At 62.0% G+C, this 21,663-nt stretch carries 17 protein-coding genes and 1 tRNA gene; 8 read left to right on the forward strand and 10 right to left on the reverse strand.

What is annotated here, in order from left to right; all coding sequences use genetic code 11:
- Positions 1-645: DUF4082 domain-containing protein (locus AB4Z38_RS21025; protein WP_441431496.1), on the forward strand; the 645-nt coding region annotated here is incomplete at its 5' end.
- A gap of 38 nt (positions 646-683) precedes the next feature.
- Positions 684-3,554, forward strand: coding sequence for a WecB/TagA/CpsF family glycosyltransferase (locus AB4Z38_RS21030; protein WP_441431497.1), 2,871 nt, complete (start codon positions 684-686; stop codon positions 3,552-3,554).
- Positions 3,555-3,574: 20 nt separating this feature from the next.
- Here AB4Z38_RS21030 and AB4Z38_RS21035 read toward each other — a convergent pair whose 3' ends face one another.
- Positions 3,575-4,885 (reverse strand): hypothetical protein, encoded by a 1,311-nt coding sequence (locus AB4Z38_RS21035; RefSeq protein ID WP_441431498.1) that lies wholly within the window; start codon positions 4,883-4,885, stop codon positions 3,575-3,577.
- A 328-nt stretch (positions 4,886-5,213) separates the two neighbouring features.
- Here AB4Z38_RS21035 and AB4Z38_RS21040 point away from each other — a divergent pair, with 328 nt between their 5' ends.
- Genes AB4Z38_RS21040 through AB4Z38_RS21060 form a run of 5 tightly spaced genes read left to right on the forward strand, consistent with a single transcriptional unit; the run spans position 5,214 to position 10,230 of the window.
- Entirely contained in the window at positions 5,214-6,281 is a 1,068-nt protein-coding gene (locus tag AB4Z38_RS21040; protein WP_441431499.1) for a Gfo/Idh/MocA family protein, read from the forward strand.
- Positions 6,278-7,276, forward strand: a complete 999-nt coding sequence (locus AB4Z38_RS21045) for an NAD-dependent epimerase/dehydratase family protein (RefSeq protein ID WP_441431500.1) — start codon at positions 6,278-6,280, stop codon at positions 7,274-7,276. The genes AB4Z38_RS21040 and AB4Z38_RS21045 overlap by 4 nt, the downstream gene beginning before the upstream one ends.
- Positions 7,273-8,418, forward strand: a complete 1,146-nt coding sequence (locus AB4Z38_RS21050; protein WP_441431501.1) for a DegT/DnrJ/EryC1/StrS family aminotransferase — start codon at positions 7,273-7,275, stop codon at positions 8,416-8,418. The genes AB4Z38_RS21045 and AB4Z38_RS21050 overlap by 4 nt, the downstream gene beginning before the upstream one ends.
- A 15-nt stretch (positions 8,419-8,433) precedes the next feature.
- Positions 8,434-9,087 (forward strand): acetyltransferase, encoded by a 654-nt coding sequence (locus AB4Z38_RS21055; protein ID WP_441431502.1) that lies wholly within the window; start codon positions 8,434-8,436, stop codon positions 9,085-9,087.
- 24 nt (positions 9,088-9,111) lie between these two features.
- Positions 9,112-10,230, forward strand: coding sequence for a DegT/DnrJ/EryC1/StrS family aminotransferase (locus AB4Z38_RS21060; RefSeq protein ID WP_441431503.1), 1,119 nt, complete (start codon positions 9,112-9,114; stop codon positions 10,228-10,230).
- An 82-nt stretch (positions 10,231-10,312) separates the two neighbouring features.
- Here AB4Z38_RS21060 and AB4Z38_RS21065 read toward each other — a convergent pair whose 3' ends face one another.
- From AB4Z38_RS21065 to AB4Z38_RS21100, 8 genes are all read right to left on the reverse strand, one after another.
- The gene (locus AB4Z38_RS21065; protein ID WP_441431504.1) at positions 10,313-11,170 is read right to left on the reverse strand and encodes a chain-length determining protein; all 858 of its coding nucleotides are present in this window, start codon (positions 11,168-11,170) and stop codon (positions 10,313-10,315) included.
- A complete protein-coding gene (locus tag AB4Z38_RS21070) occupies positions 11,158-12,561 on the reverse strand; it encodes an O-antigen ligase family protein (RefSeq protein ID WP_441431505.1) in 1,404 nt (467 codons plus the stop codon). Before AB4Z38_RS21070 ends, AB4Z38_RS21065 begins: the two co-directional genes overlap by 13 nt.
- An 86-nt stretch (positions 12,562-12,647) precedes the next feature.
- Positions 12,648-13,892 carry a rhamnosyltransferase WsaF family glycosyltransferase gene (locus AB4Z38_RS21075; RefSeq protein WP_441431506.1) on the reverse strand — a complete coding sequence of 415 codons (1,245 nt, stop codon included), beginning with the start codon at positions 13,890-13,892 and terminating at the stop codon, positions 12,648-12,650.
- A 2-nt stretch (positions 13,893-13,894) separates the two neighbouring features.
- Entirely contained in the window at positions 13,895-15,403 is a 1,509-nt protein-coding gene (locus tag AB4Z38_RS21080) for a lipopolysaccharide biosynthesis protein (protein ID WP_441431507.1), read from the reverse strand.
- Positions 15,400-16,479, reverse strand: a complete 1,080-nt coding sequence (locus AB4Z38_RS21085) for a glycosyltransferase family 2 protein (RefSeq protein ID WP_441431508.1) — start codon at positions 16,477-16,479, stop codon at positions 15,400-15,402. The genes AB4Z38_RS21080 and AB4Z38_RS21085 overlap by 4 nt, the downstream gene beginning before the upstream one ends.
- A gap of 238 nt (positions 16,480-16,717) precedes the next feature.
- Positions 16,718-18,265: a sugar transferase gene (locus tag AB4Z38_RS21090; RefSeq protein ID WP_441431509.1), complete on the reverse strand. Its 1,548-nt coding sequence runs from the start codon at positions 18,263-18,265 to the stop codon at positions 16,718-16,720.
- Positions 18,266-18,750: 485 nt separating this feature from the next.
- A tRNA-Ala gene (locus tag AB4Z38_RS21095) sits at positions 18,751-18,823 on the reverse strand.
- 232 nt (positions 18,824-19,055) lie between these two features.
- A complete protein-coding gene (locus AB4Z38_RS21100; RefSeq protein WP_441431510.1) occupies positions 19,056-20,006 on the reverse strand; it encodes an NAD-dependent epimerase/dehydratase family protein in 951 nt (316 codons plus the stop codon).
- A 33-nt stretch (positions 20,007-20,039) separates the two neighbouring features.
- Between AB4Z38_RS21100 and AB4Z38_RS21105 the strand changes: the two genes are divergently transcribed.
- Positions 20,040-20,696, forward strand: coding sequence for a ScbR family autoregulator-binding transcription factor (locus AB4Z38_RS21105; protein ID WP_441431511.1), 657 nt, complete (start codon positions 20,040-20,042; stop codon positions 20,694-20,696).
- Between the two features lies 1 nt (position 20,697).
- Here AB4Z38_RS21105 and AB4Z38_RS21110 read toward each other — a convergent pair whose 3' ends face one another.
- Positions 20,698-21,585: a ScbA/BarX family gamma-butyrolactone biosynthesis protein gene (locus AB4Z38_RS21110; protein WP_441431512.1), complete on the reverse strand. Its 888-nt coding sequence runs from the start codon at positions 21,583-21,585 to the stop codon at positions 20,698-20,700.
- Positions 21,586-21,663: the final 78 nt, after the last annotated feature.

The raw sequence follows: 21,663 nt of genomic DNA on the forward strand, positions 1-21,663 counted from the left end.
AGCTACAACACCACCACCAACACCGCCACCTTCACCCCCACCGCGGCCCTGGCCAACAGCACCACCTACACCGCCACCATCAGCGGAGCCACCAACACCGCCGGCCAAACCATGACCGCCCCCTACACCTGGACCTTCACCACCACCGCAGCACCGGCCTGCCCCTGCACCGTGTTCAGCGCCGCMTCCAACCCCGCCACCGTCAACGTCAACGACCCCAGCGGCGTGGAACTGGGCATGAAGTTCCGCTCCGACATCGCCGGCAACATCACCGGCATCCGCTTCTACAAAGGCAGCCAGAACACCGGAACCCACACCGGCTACCTCTGGTCCGGCACCGGATCGCTCCTGGCCTCCGTCACCTTCACCGGCGAAACCGCCACCGGCTGGCAACAAGCCACCCTCGCCAACCCCGTCGCCATCGCCGCCAACACCACCTACCTCGTCTCCTACTACGCCCCCAACGGCTTCTACTCCGCCAACAGCGGCTACTTCAGCAGCGCCGCCGACAACGCACCCCTCCACGGCCTCGCCAGCGGAACCGACGGACCCAACGGCGTCTACAACTACGGCAACGCCGCCTTCCCCACCAACAGCTACAACAACACCAACTACTGGGTCGACGCCGTCTTCACAGCACCGTAGCCGGAGCCCTGTAAGCCGGTAAGAAGGGATGACTCCGCGTGAAAACAGCTCAAGGCCTCAAAGTGATGGCCGCCAAGCTCTTGATTCCGCCAGCCGCCGGAGCCCGGGCCGTGGCCGGCACCATGCCGGCGCTCCACGGCCGCACAGATCACGTTGTTCCTGAAACTCGTGTTTCCCGGACCCGCATTCGTGACCATCGTGTTCCCGGACAACATGTTCCTGAACACCACCCGGGCAACTCCGCAAATGCCCCATCGGGACGGGTACTCCTTGGCGGCGCTGTGGTCGACCTTCTAGGCTTCTCCGAGGCCATCGGCCTAATTTCTGCGCGGGCGACCTCCAGGGAGTTGCCACCGCTGGCGATTGCCTCGGCCAACCTCGACCACATCAACCACTTTGGCGTCGGGAGCAGGTGGGCTTCCGTTCTCGCAAACGGTCGCCCACGGTTGGACGGTTCCCCGGCTATCAATTGGCTCACGCTGCTCGATGGCACCCCCCTGGTGTCCGAAGCGCAGCGCCTGACCGGGCGCAGTTGGCCGCGGCTGGCCGGCAGCGACCTGATCGGGCCCCTCCTGGATGCCGCCACTGACCTTCAGCTCCGGGTCGGCTTCCTGGGCGGGGCAGAGTCCGCGCACGAATCACTGAAGTCGAGGTTCTCCCGCGAGCGGCCGGGGCTTGTGGTGGCAGGCTTCTGGTCTCCCAGCCGCGACGAGCTCACAGATCCTGCGGCTTCGATCTGCCTGGCAACAGCCATCGCGGCAGCCAAGGTGGACGTCCTCGTCGTCGGACTCGGAAAACCAAGGCAAGAGCTGTGGATTGCCGAATACGGGGCGCTCACCGAAGCGCGCGTCCTGCTGGCCTTCGGCGCCGTCGTGGACTTCCTTGCTGGCCGCATCCAGCGGGCCCCGGAATGGGTGAGCTCCAACGGTCTCGAATGGGCCTGGCGCCTCGCGCTGGAACCACGACGCCTCGCCCGCCGCTACTTGGTCGACGGCCCCATGGCCTACGCGTCGCTTCGGTCGAAAAGCTCCGGCCCGGAGGAACTGCCCGGCGACGCGCCACGCGATCCGGCCGAACGACCCGCGCCACCCAGTATCGCGCCACCCCCGGTAGGCAACAGGGCCTTTGCCGCCCCCGGGCAATCCGCGGATGTCGCCGTCCTGGTGGTCACTTACAACAACGCCGACGACATCGAACCGCTGATCGAAAGCCTGCGGTCCGAGGCCGCCGACCAGTGGCTCCGGGTGATCGTTGCGGACAACGGCTCCTCGGACGGTACGCTGGATGCCCTCTCCCGGTACGACGACGTCATATCGTTCCCCACCGGGGGCAACCTTGGCTACTCCGGTGGCATCAACGCCGCCCAACAGCTCAGTGGCGACGTCCAGTACCTGCTGGTGGCCAATCCGGATCTGGTCATTGAACGCGGCTCCGTCGCGGCGATGATCCGTCGGCAACGCCACTCCGGGGCCGGGATTGTGGTTCCCGCGCTTTTGGACGAAGACGGCTCAATCTATCCATCCCTGCGCAGGGAACCGACCCTTCCGCGCGCCTTGGTGGACGCCGCGCTGGGCTCTCGGCTACCAGACCGGCCTGCCTGGCTCTCGGAAATCGACTACGACCGGGTCAGCTACCAGCATGCGCACCCAGTGGAATGGGCCACCGGCGCAGCATTGCTGATCGACGCAGGCGTGGCGACCGAACTCGGGCCCTGGGACGAGCGATTCTTCCTCTACCTGGAAGAGACCGACTTCTTCCGGCGGGCCAGGGAAGCCGGGTCGGAGGTCTGGTTCGAACCCGCCGCCAAAATGCGGCATCGCAGGGGCGGCTCCGGTAGTTCGGCGGCGCTCACCGCCTTGATGGCGGTGAACCGGACCCGCTACGCGGAAAAGCACCACCCTCCTGCTACCGCTGCCGCATTCCGCGGTGCGGCGGTGCTCTCTGAGGCACTACGCGCATACCAGCGCGGCCACCGGCCGGCGCTTCGGGCGCTCCTGAGCAAACGGCTCTGGGAGCAACTGCCCCATGCCGTGCCCGCTCCACAAGCAAACCACGACGACGGCGGTCAACTCAGGGACTTCCCCGCCGGCTCGATCATCATCCCGGCGCATAACGAAGCGGCGGTCATTGACCGCACGCTCAGCGGCCTTAAGCCGCTGGCGGCCACTGGCGCCGTGGAGATCTTCGTGGTGTGCAACGGTTGTACTGACAACACCGCCGAAATAGCCAGCCGCCATAGCGGCGTCCAGGTAGTCGAGGTCGGCGAGCCATCGAAAACCGTCGCGATGGACACCGGCGATGCGTTGGCCACGGCCTGGCCGCGGCTCTATCTTGACGCGGACGTGGAGATAGACCCGGTGGCCATCGAGCAGCTTTTCAGGCGTCTTGCACAAGGCGACATCCTGGCGGCACGGCCGGCGTCGCAGTACGACACCGGCGGCGCCACGGGCCTCGTGCAGGCCTTCTATCGTGCACGGGGCCGCATGGCATCGACCAGGAGCGGCCTATGGGGCGCGGGGGCCTTCGCCCTGACCCGCGAGGCCCGTGCCCGGTTTGGCACGTTTCCGCAGGTACAGGCCGACGATGTATTCGTTGACCGGCACTTTGGCGCCAACGAAAAGGAAATTCTCACCTGCCGGCCCATCACGGTCCACACCCCTAAGGACGCCCGCGCCCTCGTCACGGTTCTGGGACGAAATTACCGGAGCAATGTGCATCTGCTCAATATCCAGCCGGCCGAGGGCGGTAGCGGCACCGGCCAAAGCCTCCGCGAACTCCTCGCTTCAATCCGCGGTCCCCTCACGGCGTTCGACGCCGCCGTCTACGCGGGCTTTGCCGTCGCCGCCCGGCTTCGGAAGGGACCCGCGGCTGCGACTACATGGGAACGGGACGAGAGCAGCCGGCGCTAAGAGCCACCCGGCGGCGCCGGCTACTGGCCGGCGATGCCGCAGGCGTTGCCGCCTTCCACCCGATAAATATGCACCGCGTTACTGTCGGCAAAGGTGTCGGTGAAAGAACCGTCAACCATAGCCAGGGAGCGGTTTTCGCCGAGCACCGTTACGCCGGTTCCGCCGCCACATTTGAGGTTCAAGGCGACAGATTGCGGTCCTGTCTGTGTGGACCCGGCAATGATGTAGAAGCTGCCGTTGTAGGCCTTTACTGCGGTATCGATAAGGCCACTGGTGGTTGCTACACCATCGACAAACGGCGAATTGAGCACCGGGGCCAACTCCGCAAGCTGCTGGTTGACGGCTGTCACCGTCGGGCGGATCGCGGCGCCGCATGCATCCCGCAAAACGTGTTGGGAGATACAACTCCCACCAAAACTATGGTTGAAATACGTGATCCCGCGTGCACCATGAATGATGCTGCTCCACACTGCGGCCCTGATTTCCGGTGCCGTGATGGTAGGAGCGCCAGCTTCCGTGAATGGGTGTCCCAGCTCAACAAAGGCCCAGACAGGCAGGTTCCCCTTTGGGCTGACGAAGGCACGAGTGCGTTCCATGGTCCAGCCGTAATTTGAGGCTTTGCGGCACTCAGAGTCGGTCAAGGCACGGGGAGTCGCCAGCATCACTCCGCCTTCAGTCGGAGCGCAGATGTTGGGATCGGTGAACCAGTAATTGTCGGCGGAAACCACCTGCTGGTAGTTATTGACAAATTGCCCCGCTTCAGCCGTCGACTCCCAGAACGTCACGCCTTTCCCGTAATTCGCATAGACCATGGTGTTGGCCGGGGCTTTACTAACAAGGGTTCCCTGCACCGTGTATCCGCACTTGCTTTCGGCAGGAGCACAAACCGTCCCGGCACCGGGGTAATTTCCGGTCCAGCTGGCAGAGCCGGGCCCGGCCCACATGTCAGACTCGTCCGAGAGCAGGAACCCGGAGGCAAGCGGCGATGTCCAGGACGGGATCGCATAAGACCCGGCGTCCCTGATGTACTGAACATTCGAGTCGGCGGTTAACTCGACGTACAAATTGATGCCCGCTGCCCTGTCCAAGGGAACATCGGTAGGAGCGAGGACGCTTTCGAACCAAATGCCCACGGGAAAGTAGTTTGCAGTGGCGGGCAGGGCGTTGGGAAACTTTCCGTAGTACTGCGGGCCCCCGTCAACCGTGCGGACGGTCACTCCGGCCGGCAGCGGCACAACGGTCGGCACAGTGGAACTCGCCACCGAGGCTGAGAGGGCCAGGAACGCGGCCAACAGGACACTCGTTCGGGCGGAAATGTTGTGCTTCGTCATCGCCATCGGCTCCCGTTGATTCATCGGAAAATTCACAGGCCACTCTTGTGGAGCCCGAAACGGAGACCATCAGCTACGGAGTTCGTCCCAAAAGATACCACCGATCAAGGTGCGGAAAACACCCTTTCCTGCCGATAGAAGTGCCTTCTCGCCGAAGTCGAGTGCTAAGCGAGCCGAGCACGGGCTTCCGGGTGGGAGGTGAGTACCGGACCGTCGCGAATGCGGGTACCAGCCACTCGTGCCTGGCCTTCTACCCCGCAAATAGGCTGAGGCGAGCATTCATGCAAGCGTTCGATCCCGGTTCTCAGGATGAAGGGAAGCAACCACCATGACAAGCAGGAAGCTGCGAGTTGCGCTGATCGGGGCAGGTTACTGGGGGCCGAATTTGGCCCGCAATTTCAGAATCAGCGGGGACTGGGATCTTGCCGCCATCTGCGACCTCGATGCCGACCGGGCCAGGAGGATCTCCGAGCAAGTAGGCAACGTGCCCGTGGTGACGGATCTGGATGAGCTGCTGGCTTGGCCCGACCTCGAAGCCGTCGCTATTGCGACGCCCGCACGAACCCACCACCGGATTGCGCTGGCGGCAATGCTGGCCGGGAAGCATGTGCTGGTCGAGAAGCCGCTTGCGGATAGTCGCGAAAAAGGCGAGGAGATGGTGGAGCTCGCCCGGCAAAAGGGATTGGTGCTGATGGCAGATCACACTTACTGCTATACGCCGGCTGTTCTGAAGATCCGGGAACTCATCGCTGACGGGGCGTTGGGCGACATTCTTTTCATCGATTCCGTCCGTATCAACCTTGGCCTGATACAGCCTGATGTCGACGTATTCTGGGACCTCGCCCCGCACGACCTCTCGATCCTGGACTTCATCCTTCCCGCAGGACTGCAGCCCGCCCATGTGTCGGCGCACGGCGCAGACCCGCTCGGTGCCGGCCGGGCCTGTGTAGGTCATTTGTGCTTCCCCCTGGCAGCCGGAGGATTGGCGCACGTCCACGTCAACTGGCTCAGCCCAACCAAGATCCGGCAGATGGTCATTGGCGGATCGAAGCGGACGCTGGTCTGGGATGACCTGAATCCACAGCAGCGGCTGAGCCTCTACGATCGGGGCGTCAATCTGCAGCATCAGCCCTCCGACGGGGCCAACCGGACGGCCGCTACAATCTCGTACCGGCTGGGAGACACCTGGTCCCCTGCTTTGCCGGAACATGAACCGCTCGGCCAAATGGTCAGCGAGTACGCGGCCAGCATCCGTGAAGAAAGGCTCTCGCGCACCGACGGATCGGCAGGCCTGCGCGTCCTGTCCGTACTCGAGGCCGCTTCGCGGAGCCTGGCCGAGGATGGTCGCACCACTCTGGTTGATGGTGCCGAACTTCAGCTTGAGGAGACGGCATGAGCAATCTGGCCGGAGCACAGGTTCTCGTCACGGGCGGTGCCGGGACCATCGGTTCCACCATCGTGGATCAACTCCTCGACGCCGGCGTCGCCCGCATCGACGTACTGGACAATCTGGTGCGCGGGCGCCGGGACAACCTGAGCGATGCGCTGATCAGCGGCCGCGTCACGTTGGTGGAGGGCGATTTGCGTGACCGGGACCTCGTCCACGATTTGACCAGGGGCAAGGACATCGTCTTCCACCAGGCCGCCATCAGGATTACCCAGTGCGCGGAAGAGCCTCGGCTGGCCTTGGAGGTCCTGGTCAACGGGACGTTCAACGTTTTCGAAGCCGCCGTTGCCCAGAAGGTTGACAAGGTGGTTGCCGCCTCCAGCGCCTCTGTCTATGGCCTCGCGGAAAGCTTCCCCACCAATGAACGGCATCACCACCACAACAACGACACCTTCTATGGGGCCGCCAAATCCTTCAACGAAGGCATGTTGCGCAGCTTCCGCGCCATGGACGGACTGGACTACGTGATACTGCGATACTTCAACGTCTACGGTCCGCGCATGGATGTCCACGGGCTCTACACCGAAGTCCTGGTGCGCTGGATGGAGCGAATTGCGGACGGCCAACCTCCGCTGATTTTCGGAGACGGCCGCCAGACGATGGACTTTGTCTTCACGGGCGACATCGCGAGGGCCAACCTGCTCGCGGCCGCCAGCGACCTTACGGAGGGGGTCTACAACGTCGCCAGCGGAACGGAAACAAGCCTCTTCCAGCTCGCACAGTCCCTGTTGCGCGCAATGGACTCCGGCCTTGCCGTGGAACATGGACCGGAACGGGCGGTCAACGGCGTGAGCCGCAGGCTGGCGGATATCTCCGCGGCCCACTCAGACCTAGGCTTTGCGGCCGAAGTCTCCCTCGACGATGGGCTTCGGCAGTTGGTGCAGTGGTGGCAACCCCTTCGAGCGGAAATTGCCGCTACGCGAACCGCCGGGGTGCCCTCATGACCCGCATCAATGTCATGCAGCCGTGGTTCGGAGCAGAGGAAGTAGCCGCCGTCAGTGCAACGATCGAGTCCGGCTGGGTCGCTCAAGGTCCCCGGGTTTCCGAATTCGAATCGGCCTTCGCCCGCAGCCAACATGCTCCTTTCGCGGTCGCCACCTCGAATTGCACGACGGCGTTGCACCTGGCCTTGGTAGTTGCCTCCATCGGCCCGGGCGATGACGTCGTCGTTCCATCGTTCTCCTTCATCGCCACCGCGAACGCTGCCACCTATGTAGGCGCGCGGCCGGTCTTTGCCGACGTGGACCTAGCCACCGGCAACCTCACCGCAGAAACGGTCCGCGCCGCGTTGACGGACCGTACCAGGGCTGTCATTGCCGTGGACCAGGGTGGAGTTCCAGTTGATCTGGATTCCATCCGTCGGCTGTGCGACCCGCTCGGAATCGTCGTCATTGAGGATGCCGCCTGCGGCGCAGGATCGAGCTATCAGGGCCTGCCGGTGGGGGCGGGGGCTGACGTGACCGCGTGGTCCTTCCACCCCCGGAAAATCCTCACCACAGGCGAGGGAGGCATGTTGACCACACCGCACCCGGACTGGGCTGATCGCGCCCGCCGGCTGCGCGAGCACTCAATGAGTGTCTCCGCGAGCGCCCGGCACGCCTCCGTGCTGGCGCCCGCCGAAGAGTATTTGGAGCCGGGTTTCAACTACCGCATGACTGACTTGCAGGCCGCCGTCGGCTTGGTCCAGCTGGACAAGTTGGCGCAGGTAGTCCGCAGACGCCGGGAAATTGCCTCCGAGTACAGCAAGCAGTTTGCGGATGTCGAGGGGATGCGCGTGGTGCGGGACCCGGCCTGGGGTACCAGCAATTTCCAATCCTTCTGGTTGGAGGTCCTCCCCGGATCCGCCGTCGGCCGTGAAGGCGTACTCGAACATCTGGCCGGGGATGAAATATCAGCCCGTCGGGGAATCATGGCTGCCCATCGTCAGCCAGCGTATCGAGGCCGGGACACAGGAGAGGCTCCGCTCCCCGTCACCGAACGCCTCACGGACAATACCCTCATCCTTCCGGTTTTCCATCAGATGACCGAGTCGGAACAGGCAAGGGTTGTGCACTCCGTGCGCGCCGCGGTAACCGGGGGACGGTGAACCGTGCAGGAGTTGATGCTGATCGCCGCAAGTGGACTGGCCCGGGAAGCACTGGCCGTCATCCGGGGCTCCGATCAGTACCGCGTGGTCGGCTTCCTCGATGATTCCTCCATCATCCAAGGCAGGCTCGTTGGCGGGGTTACCGTCCTGGGCACCATCGCGGACGCCGCGCTGTACAACTACACCCAGTTCCTGGTCTGTGTCGGCTCTGGAACCGCGCGACAGCAGATAGTACAGCGCCTGGCGCATCAGGGCATCACCGGCGAACGCTTCGCGACTGTCCTGGACCCGGGCGTGCGGGTGCCGCCCGGATCCACAGTGGGCCGCGGAAGTATCCTGCTGAGCAATGTCGTGCTGACCGCCGACGTCACGGTGGGGACGCACGTCGTCGCCATGCCGCAGGTAACGCTGACGCACGACAACGTCGTGGAGGACTTCGCGACCATTGCCGCAGGCGTGACCCTGGGCGGCGCTGTGCATATTGGACGTGCCGCCTACCTGGGCATGGCGTCCTCTGTCCGCCAGGGCGTTCGCGTGGGCGAAGAGGCAACCCTGGGAATGGGGGCCGTACTGCTGCGGGACCTTCCGTCCGGTGAGACCTGGGTAGGCGTACCCGCCGCTCCGATTCGCTTGCCAGTCATTGACAACCAACAAGAACAACCCGCATGAAGCCACTGACGGAAGGTAGAGCTGATGGATGCATCCCTGGCGGCGAACATACCCCTGGTTGACCTCGCGGCACAGCATGCCGAGGTCGAGAGCGAGGTCCTCAGCGGCTTGGAGGGCGTGTTCGCGACCACGGCGTTCATAGGAGGGGCCGCCGTCGGGCAGTTTGAAGAAGCCTACGCTGCGTGGCTAGGCGTGGACCACTGCATAGGTGTTGCCAATGGCACCGACGCGCTGGAGCTTGCCCTGCGGGCAACAGGAGTGGGGCCAGGCTGCGAAGTCGTCCTGCCGGTCAATACCTTCATTGCCACAGCGGAAGCCGTGGTCCGGATTGGTGCTACCCCGGTGTTCGTCGATGTGGATCCGGTCCACTTGCTCATCGATCCCGCGCAGGTGGCGGAAGCTGTCGGGGACCGAACGCAGGCCATAGTTCCGGTCCACCTATTCGGTCAGACGGCGCCCGTCGAGCAGCTGCGCGCCCTGGCGGAGTCCTGTGGAGCAGTGATCATCGAGGACGCGGCACAAGCCCAGGGCGCAACCCGGCACGGAAGTCCGGCGGGATCCCTGGGGGCGGCCGCGGGGACCAGCTTCTACCCCGGGAAGAACCTTGGCGCCGCAGGGGATGCCGGCGCGGTTACGACTAACGACCCTGAAATAGCCCGCCGCGTCCGGATGCTTGCCGCGCACGGCAGCGCGACGAAATACGTCCACGACGTTGTTGGCTTCAATTCACGGCTGGACACGATCCAGGCGGTGATCCTCAATGCCAAGCTTCGGCGTCTGTCTGCTTGGAATGATTCCCGCCGGGAGGCCGCGGCAAGATATAGCGAAATGCTCGATGATGTTCCCGGAGCCTCCGCGCCCATCAGTGCTGAAGGCAATGACGATGCATGGCACCTGTACGTCATCCGGGTGGCAGACCGTGATCGCGTCCTTGCCCGCCTGAACGGCGCGGGAATCGGAGCGGGGATCCACTACCCAACGCCCCTGCATCTGAGCGGAGCCTTCGCCCACCTGGGTCTCGGCCCAGGAGCCTTCCCGGTGGCGGAACATGCAGCAGGCGAAATTCTGTCCCTGCCTCTGCACCCGCACATCACAATCGCGCAGCAGAAGTTCGTGGTTGAAACTCTTCGGGCCACCCTGTAGCGTCCGGGCCGCCCATATCCAGCCCCCCGGCCAGGGGCAGCAGCCCCGGAATGCGGCTGTCCTCTCGGTTCGCCGGATCCCGTCATCGCGACGGTTCGCCCACGGACTCTGCCTCAAGAACTTCCCGGGTCTCCCGACCGTGTGGCCCGGAATCCCGACGGCGGCCGCGGACCGCGGGGAACGCGGCGAGTTCGGGACTCAGCCACCCATCCGCGGTGGATCCTCCGTCCGATGACAATGAATCGTGCTCCGGCCTGCCTCCTGCGTCCGACGCCGCACGGGCAAGCAATGCTGCCTTCCGCCGTCGTGCCAATCCGACCCCGCGGGCTGTGGAGACGGCCCCGAACATCAGGACCGCACCGCCCACGAGGACGGCAATAAGGGAGCGCAGCCGGCTTGAAAACTGCTCAGTAGCCTTGTCCGGGGATGCGACGACCAGCGACGAGAAGAGATAGGTATCGTCTGCGCCGTCGATCTTCTGAATAGTGCGGAGATTCTCCGTAAGCAGTTCGCCCAGCCGCCGCGTCGTAGCGATCGAGCGGTCCGGCGTCGAACTGACCCCTGTGATGTCAACGAGGAATGAGTACTGTCCGCCAACCGCATCCCGGGTGACATCATATTGTTTGCTAAGCCCTTCTGCGGTGAGTTCGTCAGCTGTCGAACCGTCCTTGAGGCGCGTGATCAGCACCTGCACAACCAGCGTGGGATCCGATGAACGCAAATAGGGATTGCTTGAATTGAGATCTTTGAGCGCCGGGTTCTTTATTTTGTCGGCCTCGGTCGGAATACTCGGGTTGATCAGGGCATACGTCATCGTGGATTCGTAGGAACGGGGCGCGAACTGGAAAACGTAGATTGACGCAATGAGCGTAATGAAAAGTACAGGCAAAGTAACAGACTTGTAGTGCCAAAGTGTCTTGAGTACTGCTAACGGATCCATCGTCTTCCTTCCGGGGTGGAACGTACCGAAACTGGGGTCTTCCGAAACGGTGGGCCATTCCCCTTGTGGGGTCCGAGCAATTCGATCTCGCGTTTGACCATTATCCAGACGGCGCCGGCCAGCCCGATGAAAAGGGGGTAGGTCAGTGCGAAGACCGGGAACGACAAGGAATCGAACGTCAGCGAGCACACCGCTGCCACCAGGCCGCCGGCTGCCACTGCACCGGCGAGGCCTTTCAGTGCCTGGGAGCGTGCGCGGCGGGCGACGCTCACGGTAATGGCTCCTGGCAAGACAAAGTAGGCGGTGATGGCGACCAGGCCCACCAGGCCCAGGGTGACCGCGGAATTCAGGTATTGATTGTCCAGAATGTGCAAAGCGTTATCCGGTATGTAGTTGCCGGGGCCAAGGCCAAGTATCGGGTTCTGGCCAACCATTTCGATGACACGCGGATAATTGTTGGTGCGTGTGGAAATTGACGGGTCGTTTTCAGCTGTGGTGAAAGAACCTGCGATCGTGGCGATAAGGCCCGGCACCGCGAGGAAGAGACCGGCTGCGGCAACCGGAACGATGACGAATGCCCAGCGCCGGGCCAGCTGCGGCAGGAACGGAATGAAGGCAATCATCCCGACCAGCAGTCCAATAATGCCTGCCCGTGAGATCGTTGCGGCAATGGCAAACACCAGGAGGCCTGTTCCGGTCCAATGCAGCCATTTTCGGCCCACCGGATCAAAGAGGCCCCGCCAGATTGAGAGCGGAAGCAGCATGGCGGACACCACGGCCAGCTCGATGGAGTGAAAGGTACTGCCCGATACACGGACCAGCGTGCCACGGACTTGAAATGTCGTGCCTGCCCCGTTGTCGGTAAATCCAGGCATCGCCAGTTGGAACCAATCCATCGGATTGATGTGGAAAATGAACTGGACCGCAGCGACTGTGCAGCAAAAGAAGGCCCCCGCCAGTACCGCCCGGATCAGTAACAAGACGTCGCCGAGGGTCCGGACGACCTCCGCCGTGACAAGGATGATTCCGGCGCTGGCAACAAGCAAAATCACCCATCGATCCGAGGCCGCCCGCGCCGCTATTGAGCTGCCGCCGGTCAAGCCCAAGTAGAGCGCAACGTAGGAAGCGCAAGTCCCCAACAACAGTAGGGCCAGCCCGATTCTGCCCGGATGCCGGAATTTGAAAGGGTCGTGCAGGCCAAAGAGGACCGAGCAAAACCAGAGCGCAAAGAGGACCAGCGCGAGTATCAGAGGCATCGTTCCCGCGGCCCCTACCGGCGCCAGGACCATGCTCGAGGGAAAGAAGAAGATGCTGAACGCGACGACCCGTAGGAAAAGCGGTGTTCGGCCGGGCTTGGACGTCTGAGGGTCGAAATCGAGCAACGTGACCATGGGAGGTTTCGGGAACACCAATGGGCTCCGGGATGACCGCTTGGCCCTCCTTTGGCTCTTTGTCCCAGACATTTCCTGGCTGGCGTTCACGGGGCGCGATCCCCGTTAAGAACCCCGGCACACGCTGTCTCAATGATGGAAGCGAGCTGCGCCTTGGTTTCTTCCCAGTCCTGACGCTCTCTAGCGGCCACTCGCGCAGCCCTCGCCTCGACGTCGGTGGCCTCCACCGCCGCCGCCAGTGCGTCCGCCATCCCGCACGGGGTGGGACGCCCCCAAACGGCATCATCCGTGGACAAGACAGCCCGGGAATAGGCGGACTCGTTGAGCACCGGGATATTGCCTGCAGACATCAGTTCTTCCGGAACCAACGAAATGTTCGTAAAGGATATGGCCAGACCCGCGAGGGTGCGGTTGTAGAGCTCGTTCAGCTGTGTTGGAGTCAAGTTTCCGTGGTCCGTGACAGGGATGGACCAACCCGATACCTTGTCTCCGTAAACGTGGATCTCTTGTTCCGGGTGTGCCTGGTGGAACCGCTCCAGCGCCAGCTTCGCGAGCAAATAGCCTCTGCGGTCTACGTTTTTCTTTGCGTAGAAGACCACCCCGCTGCGCGATACGGCGTCGCGTTCGGGAAGAATCCGATAGATGTCATTGTCGCAGCCGAACGGAACAATCGCGTCCGGGGACGTCCCGACCTCGTTTTCCATCACCCCGGCGATCATCTTTCCCAGGGCGATGTTCTTGAAACCGAACCGGTAGGTGTCCTCGGCCAAGGCATAGAAGGTGCCGCGCGGGTAGAAAAAGGGCTCGTAGTCCTGAATGAAGTAAAAACGGTGGGCCTTGGTGATCACGCGGGATGCAACGACGTGCGCGGTTGCCCATGAGCTCGCAACAACCGCGTCCACGTCTTCCATGCCTTGGGTGGCACTACGAACCTCTGCTCGCATCCCGGGCCAGTTGCGGCGGATGACTTCTTCGTGTCGCGCCACATCGTCCGCATACCGGTCGTAGAGGAACAAGGTACAGCGATGGCCCCGCTCCTCCAGGCCTTGGACCATCCGAAAGAGCGTCGTGTGCCCGCCGGATCCGGCAGCCGGTGGCGTGCATACCCAGCCGATGTGCAGTTGGTCCTTCGAGATCTGCCGCGGCGCCGGCAAGCGCAGATTGCCGGAGTCCGCGATGTCTTCCTGGCGCAAGGGAAAATCGAATTCTGCCCAGGAGAGCCGTTCACCCAAAGCTTGAAAGAACCGTCGGCTTCCACGCCGGCCGAAACTAGACCACCCTTCATTCCTGAGGTGCGAGATCAACTGGGTTGCATCAATGCGAGAGAGCACGGTCAACTCCTGTTCCCTGTGCGATCAGTGCCGGCCAATACGGGATTCCTGAGGGTGGCCTCGCCTGCCGATGCCTGTTTGATGTCACGGAGCAACGCCTGCGCCCAGCGAAAGGTGACGAGGGCATAGACGACGAGGCCAGCGAACGCTCCGGCCAGAACCGCGAGAAGAGCAAACGGGATCTGGGCCGCTACCAGCCACGCCAGGACGCCGCAAACAGCGGCCGCAGCTGCAGCCGGGAAGCAAGTACCCAAGAGGGACAGGATTCTTGCACCGGTGGATTTCGCAACCAGCACGAGATAAACGGGAATAACGACAAACCAGGTCACCACGACGTGGGCGAACCCGGCACCTGCAATGCCCCATAGGCGCACGCCGACGAGCATTGCCGGAACAAGGGCAAGGAGCCAAATGACCTGGACCCAGAACAGGCCAACGGTCTTGCCGGCACCCACACAGAGATCAGCGAACATCTCTGAGAGGATCCTCGCGGCCCCAAAGATTCCCAAACTGACCATCGCGACGGCTGCTCCATTCCATTTGTCGCCGTAGAAGGTGACGATAAGGGGTGCGCCGAGTCCTGCCAGGAGGGCTGAGACCGGGAAGCCGATGTAGGCAATTCCGGCTGTGACCTTCAACGCCGCCGCGCCGAGAGTTCCGTTTGCATTCAGCCTGCCGAAAGTCGGCACGGCAACGGTCCGGATAACGGCGGTAATCACGCTGCTGGGCATACTCGCCAAGTTGAAAGCCAGCAAATACAACCCGAGCTGCACTGGTCCCAGCTCCCGGCCGATGATCATGTAATCGAGATTCAGGGTGACAAAAACGACCAGATTGGCCATGGCCAGTGGAAGCCCGAGGCGGAGAATCCCCTTGGCTTCCACGATATTGAAACCTGGCAAGTAGCGCTTCGGGCTGATGATCCAGTAACCGATGGTCGCGGTCAGTTGCCCTCCCACCCGTGAGAGCGCCAAAGCCATCGCACCCCAGCCCCACAGCGCCATGGGAACGACCAGGACCAGGGCAACGACAGTGTTCAATACGTCAACCAGGATCCTGCGCTTCTGCAGGAAGTCGCGCCATATCAGTGCAGTAGGAACGGACGTCATTCCAGAGAGCAACACCGTCAGCCCCATGACCTGAACGACCGGGGTTGCACCCGAATCCCCCAGTGCGGCGGCAAGCACGGGTGCCAGCAGGATGACGAGCGCAGTCAGCAGGACGCTCGTGACCAGCGAAATGGTAAAAACAGTCGGAGCGATCTCATCCGGATCACGGTCACCGCGGCCGAGGGCAGCCGTGGCGCCAAGCTCGGCGATGTTCGCGGCAATTACCTGCACGACGAGCGCCACTGCCAAGGCGCCGAAATGCTCCGGCGCAACAAGACGGGCGACCACAAGTGTGGTGATGAATTGGAGGACGCGTGATAGCCCAACATTGAGGGCGCCCCAGAGCGTGCCCCTGCGCAGCCTGGCAGCCAGTGTGCCGGTCCCTTCTCCGAGAGCGCTCATGAAATCCCCACCATCCGCCAAGCACGCCAACGCACGCGGTCCACCTGGGTGCGGAAGATTTCGACAGTCCGCTGCCAGAGCAGCGGCGGTTTGCCCTCATCAGCCCGTACCAAACGCCAGCGGACTCCACGGATCCGGAACGACGCCGGTTGTCCCGGCCAGACTCGCAACGCGAAATCTTGCAGGGCCGAGGCGTCCGTGGCCGAACCACCTGAGTCGAGTGTGCGAGCCGCGAGAATAAGTGCCTCACGACGCAATGCGCGCTGGGCTCGGTCCAGCAGTCTGTCCGCTTGGGGTAACCCGCGCAAGACCTCCGACGTCAGCAGCACCCGGAAGGCCTCGAGCCGATGCCGCAGATCCACCACCATAGTGGCAAACGAGATCAAATGCATATTGGCGCCATGGACCCGGTAGAACGCCTGGATCGGCCCGTTGATCCTGCCAACATCCCAATGGGCCGCGGTACGGAGCCAGTATTCCAAATCCCCGGAATGGGGCAGCAATCCATTGTAAAAGCCCACGTGTTGCAAGACCTCGGTGCGCATGACCACCTCTGGGGACAAGATGAAGCACCTCCCCCGCCAGCAGGCCCAATTGATCCATTCGTGACCCGCCCAAACGGTCCACGACTGCCACCTTGAGCCGGCGGCGCGGGGCAGTTGATGCTCATCGGAGAATTCCAGTGGCCTCCCGTAGACCATCCCCACCCGCGGGTTGGCGGACATCAAGTCTGTGGCCCGGGACAGTGCCCCAGGGGCCAGCAAATCGTCTGCCGAAAGGAGAGCGACGTACTCGGTGACCACGCGCGACAACCCGTCGTTATACGTGGCTATGTGACCCATGTTTCGTTCGTGGACCACCACAGTGATCCGAGGATCGCGTACCGCCAGATCACGGGCCACTTGGGCCGAATTATCGGTCGATGCGTCGTCAACAACGATCACCTGTGCATCGACGCCGGCCTGGGACAATACTGACGAGATGACGGCCGGCAAGTATTGTGCGTAGTTGTAGCAAGGTACGACGATGGTTACTTGAGCTGTGTTCCGGGCGCTGCGCGGTCTCATGATTCTCATGGTTCCCCCGCATCCACGTATTTCATGGTTAGAGCGTCCCCTCCAGTTGAGACCGAGACCGAAAGCCAGATCGAACATTGGCTTCAGCCTATGGATGTCCGCCCCGTGGAGCGCGAGTACCTGTCACTTGAATTGACTTCATCCGCCACTCGTCCGGGCCGGAACGACCACTCAGCAGGAACTCGATCCAGCTCTGATCCTTAAGTTGTTCAACGGTCCCAGCGCCTGTGGGTGCGGCCTAGTATGCGCCCACAGGCCGGATCATCGCCCTTGCCGTCCGCCAGAGAATGATGATGTCGCCAACGATCGACCAGTTTTCGACGTAATACAGGTCCAGCCGGACGCTGTCCTGCCAGTTCAGCTCCGAGCGGCCGTTGATTTGCCACATTCCGGTCAGTCCGGGCTTGATATAGAGCCGACGGTGGACGTGCCTCTCGTAGCCATCGACCTCCCGCTGAAGGGGTGGCCTGGGACCAACGAGACTCATGTCCCCGAGAAGCACATTCAAGAACTGCGGGAGCTCATCGAGGGAATAGTGCCTCATCCATCTACCGACCCGGGTTACCCGAGGGTCGTGTTCCATCTTGAATAGCAATCCGGCCCCCTCATTCTGCTCGAGCAACTCGGTCAGGTCATGCTCCGCGGTCTCCACCATGGAACGGAATTTGAACATCACGAAGGTTTGTCCTCTTCGCCCGATGCGCTCCTGCCGGAAAATTACGGGCCCCGGGCTGTCCCGCCGGATCAGCACGGCGAGCACCGCAAAAACGGGCAACAACACCACCAAGGCGGCGGCCGAGAGAATAATGTCGAGCACCCGTTTCATCGCATGCTTGGCACCGGCATATTGCGGGAGCTCAACGTGCATGAGCGGCAAGCCCTCCACAGGACGCGAATGAATCCTGGGGCCGGCCACATTTGTCAGTCCGGTCGTCAGGATCAGCTCCGTTGAACTTTCCTCCAACTGCCAGCCGAGTTCCTGGATGTACGTACTGCCGCCTTCAACCTGCCCGGCAATGATGACTGCATCGGCGTCGGTCGCCGCGACCGCGTGCACGACCGAATAGATGTCGGCGACGACGGGCACGGCCTTTCCGTTGACCATGAGGCTTGGCGGCTGCTGCGGACCCTGAAGCGCAACGCCAACTACTTTGTAAATCGGTCCGGACTTCTTCTCAATCTGGTTGATGACATATCGAACTTCTTCGGGGGCGCCCAGGACCACGACTCTGGAGAGGTAATGCCCATGAACCCGCTGGCGCGTCAACCACCGCCTCAACGTCCAACGGGACGTCATCAGTCCCAGGCACCCCAACGGAAACACGAGCGCAACGTAGCCGCGCGCAATCTCTATCTCAAAGACAACGCACGCCATGTTGAGCAGCCCGAGAAGGACAATGGTGGCGCTAAAGACGCGTTTGTACTCGTCCGGGCCGATTCCAACGACTTGCTTGTCCCTGCTGCGATAGACACCCAAAGCGACCATCCAAGCGCCGGCGATCGCAAGCGAAATCGGAAAATACCCCACGCGAAAGCCTCCGACAATAACAAAGGCATTTTCGAATCCAAATCGGGCCACCTGCGCGAAAGCAGCGACGGAAAAAACGACTATGGCGTCGACGAGCCACAAAAGACGGTAGTAGCGGCGAGCCCAAAACACACCGGACGCAGCGCCGGCATAACGTCTACCGTCACGCCGGGAACGGTCGAACAATGGATCTTTGACGAAAGATGCACGAAGCCCGAACCCAAGGTCACCCGTTGCAGCTTCTTCCGAGGGGCTCACGGCCGCACCATCTTCGCCTGAAGGGTCTGCCCGCTACACCTAGGGGCTATTGTTGCCACACTTTTCGACACAAATTGGCAGCGCACTATTATCACAACCGTGTTGCAGGGCACATCAACACCCGCTTCTTCCACAAGTTCTTGGTCTGGCTGGCTCGACGTCGGAAATTGCCAACCGAAGGAACTTCAGGCTATGAAAAATCGGCTTCCCCCACACGAGTAACCCCCACCTATCATTTCCAATCGAAGACACCGAAACGCCCGCCGCCGTACCTGCATCGCACTCGAGTACTCTTGCTTTCCAGATCCGGCCGCCAAGCGATGGAACCCCGGCAAAACGAGTAGTGGCCCGGAACCAAAAGGTTCCGGGCCACTACAGTTATTTAAAAGAAAGGACCACCCGAAACGAGTGGTCCTTTCAATATCAGGAACTCGGAGCTTACCGAAACACGGAACACACCCATGTTTCGAACAAGGCCTCCAGAGTGGAGCTGAGGGGACTCGAACCCCTGACCCCCTGCATGCCATGCAGGTGCGCTACCAGCTGCGCCACAGCCCCGAACTTTGCCCGCAGGGACTTCGATCCCCGCCGGAGCAACTCGTCAATACTAAACCACAACGATGTGAGATAGGAAATCGAACACGGCTGGCTCGAGGACAGATGAGGTGCGGTCGATTGCTCGGCCGCACCTCCCCCCATTACTGCCCTTCAACTTGTTGCCGCAAACGCAACGAGCCACTGCACTGAAGTGTAGAGACTGATAGTCAATTAAACAAACCGTTCAACCGGTTTATGACCGATCGAACTCCCGCGGAACTTGGTAAGCGGAAGAAAATTCACCAAGGGCACTGTTGAACGTCTCGGGTTGCCGCCCGGAGATCCGCCAAAGACTCTCAGAGGAATACCAGTGATCCTTCGTCACCAAGTCAATCTGATGGCCGCTGAATCCTGCAGCGCGCAAGGCCGAGCCGGCACGTTCGTCATCTCCCAGGAACTTCGGGTACTCCACTCCGAACACCCGGGCAACGCTCTGCAAGAGGAATGACACCCGAACAGGTTCCGGATATGCAGCATGGAAAGCTTGCCCGGGTTGCCCGGGCGCCAGCGCAAGCCCGGAAAGCAGCCTTCCCAGCGCCTCCACACCAATAAGCGAAAGCAGTGCCGAACCATCACCCGGCCACCCTCCAGCCACCTTCATCAGTTTGAGCAGGCCCGGAACAAACCAGCGGTCCCCCGCGCCGAACACGAGGTTGGGACGAACCACTTCGCCGCCGTAGCCGAGAACCAGCTGCTCGGCGACCGCACGGCTGGCGCTGGCCACCGAGGCCGGGTGATATCCGGCTCCGGATTCAAGGATGCCGCGATGAGGGCCGCTCCCGTAAACACTGCAGGTACTGACATAGATCAGCCGGGCAACTCCGGCTTGCCGGCACTGCTCAATGACGTTGTCCGTGCCGATCTCGTTGATCGCATGGGCGAGACGAGGGTCGGAGCCGACATACGAGGCGGCGTGGATGACAACATCCGTATCGGACAAGAAGGGGATCAGGCTCCCCGGGACGGAAATGTCGGCGGTCGCAATGGTAGCGTTATTGTCTCGTAGTCTTGCAACCGGTTTTCGTGAGAGTGCCACAACGTGCGCCTCTCCGGATCCGGCGAGTGAGGCTACAACCCGGCTTCCAATGAAGCCTGACGAACCCAGGACCAGGACCCGGGGCACACGGTCAACACTTGTTGGCATGGCCCTCACTGATCCTCAGGGTTCGTCAGTTTCATGTACTCAAGTATCCCGGACGCAGAAACCGGAGAGGTCTCCACGCTGATCATGCAACAACGTGCCAAAGCCACCCGAACAGCAGTAATTGAGGGAGCAGCGTCGATCTTTGAAGAGGTCGGCTACGGAAATGCAAGCCTCAGCGACGTCACTGACCGCGCCTCGGTCACCAAAGGCGCGCTCTACTTCCATTTCAAATCGAAGGAAGACCTCGCGCTTGCGGTCATCGCCGAACAGCACAACATCGTGCGTATCGCGGGAGAGAAGATCGCCGCCGCCGGGCTGCCCGCACTGGAGACCATGATTGCCATGTGCCGGACATTCGGGCAACAGTTGCTCGACGAGCCAATCGTCAGGGCTGGAATCCGGTTGACATTTGAAGCTTCGGCGTTCAATGGAGACGTCAAAGGTCCCTACCAGGACTGGGTCACGACCATGGAGATGCTGACGCGCCAGGCTCAACTGGAAGGTGACGTGCGGCCCGAAGTTGATGCCGCAGACTTCGCACGGTATTTGGTTGCGTCTTTCACCGGCGTCCAGATGGTTTCCAACGTGCTGACCGAACGACTTGACGTTCTCAAACGGATCGACGACATGTGGCGTTTCATGATGCCGGCCATCGCGCCGATTCACCCGCAAGGCCCAGGGACCCCGTGAACTAACGCGGCCTTTTGACCCGGGCCAGCAAGGACATGAGGGTCTCTTCCTGGTGCAACAACCGGACCCTCGTCACACCGTGGGCATTATGTGGTTCGAGCTGCGTCACAGCAACATCCACGGGATAGTTGAACTCGACCAACTTCGTGAATTCCGCCTCAAACAGGGCAAAATCGGCATCCGGTCGGGAAGACGCTGCGCGCACAGCCTGCCTGGCAGCCTCCACCAGGAGCATTCCCGGGACGTGGTCCAGCGGATGGTCGAAGAAGATGGGGTGGGTTGGATCAACCCGCAGCGGCCAGACGAAGGGGCGCGAACTTTGCCCGAGCATCACGTTCCGCTGGGTGGCATGCCCGACGTCGGCGCATTCCAGCAAGTCTTCGCCAGCGGCGGGCGGCTCAGTGGGGACCTCGCCGCGGAATCGCTCATACGTGGCAGGATTCACAATGCGGGCAGCCGCCGTACCTTCCCCTATGGGAGTGCCGTCAATAACGAACCGCGCAGAAACCGTCAGGGCCGACAACTGCCCTCCACTGAGCTTCATATCCTTCACGTCGAGCTCGACAGCAACCTGCGCGGGCACCAAGGGATCCAAAACCGCGGCTTCCACGGAGATGCTCATGTGCGGCATGAGGAACTTGTGCTTGAGGGGCACTCCGCACAAATGGGACAAGAAGATCACTGCCTGCCTCAACGTCTCGGCCATGAGGGCCGAATCAGGCGAACCGTCCGGCGATCCATAAAAAACGTGCCATCGCGGCCATTGAGCTCCCGCAACGAACCGCCTGGAACTTGATTGAACAAAGTCAGTCAAGAAGACTTCCGAAACGGAGCGCTTATGTACGAGCTCCCGATTGACTGAAGCCTCGAAGAGCGCTTCATCGCGCATTGGGTCCCCACTCCTCCCAGGATCTGCCAGAGCAACGATCGTTGCTGTTGCGCCCCCATTAAACGCCCAAATCTTACC

Source organism: Arthrobacter sp. 2RAF6 (genome assembly GCF_052115205.1).
Taxonomy (GTDB): Bacteria; Actinomycetota; Actinomycetes; order Actinomycetales; family Micrococcaceae; genus Arthrobacter.

Coding starts and splice junctions, on each gene's coding strand:
- AB4Z38_RS21065 (WP_441431504.1), bottom strand. CDS start 11,170: ATGGATCCGTTAGCAGTACTCAAGACACTTTGGCACTACAAGTCTGTT.
- AB4Z38_RS21105 (WP_441431511.1), top strand. CDS start 20,040: ATGTACTCAAGTATCCCGGACGCAGAAACCGGAGAGGTCTCCACGCTG.
- AB4Z38_RS21060 (WP_441431503.1), top strand. CDS start 9,112: ATGGATGCATCCCTGGCGGCGAACATACCCCTGGTTGACCTCGCGGCA.
- AB4Z38_RS21070 (WP_441431505.1), bottom strand. CDS start 12,561: ATGGTCACGTTGCTCGATTTCGACCCTCAGACGTCCAAGCCCGGCCGA.
- AB4Z38_RS21035 (WP_441431498.1), bottom strand. CDS start 4,885: ATGACGAAGCACAACATTTCCGCCCGAACGAGTGTCCTGTTGGCCGCG.
- AB4Z38_RS21045 (WP_441431500.1), top strand. CDS start 6,278: ATGAGCAATCTGGCCGGAGCACAGGTTCTCGTCACGGGCGGTGCCGGG.
- AB4Z38_RS21055 (WP_441431502.1), top strand. CDS start 8,434: ATGCTGATCGCCGCAAGTGGACTGGCCCGGGAAGCACTGGCCGTCATC.
- AB4Z38_RS21100 (WP_441431510.1), bottom strand. CDS start 20,006: ATGCCAACAAGTGTTGACCGTGTGCCCCGGGTCCTGGTCCTGGGTTCG.
- AB4Z38_RS21080 (WP_441431507.1), bottom strand. CDS start 15,403: ATGAGCGCTCTCGGAGAAGGGACCGGCACACTGGCTGCCAGGCTGCGC.
- AB4Z38_RS21050 (WP_441431501.1), top strand. CDS start 7,273: ATGACCCGCATCAATGTCATGCAGCCGTGGTTCGGAGCAGAGGAAGTA.
- AB4Z38_RS21110 (WP_441431512.1), bottom strand. CDS start 21,585: ATGCGCGATGAAGCGCTCTTCGAGGCTTCAGTCAATCGGGAGCTCGTA.
- AB4Z38_RS21085 (WP_441431508.1), bottom strand. CDS start 16,479: ATGAGAATCATGAGACCGCGCAGCGCCCGGAACACAGCTCAAGTAACC.
- AB4Z38_RS21040 (WP_441431499.1), top strand. CDS start 5,214: ATGACAAGCAGGAAGCTGCGAGTTGCGCTGATCGGGGCAGGTTACTGG.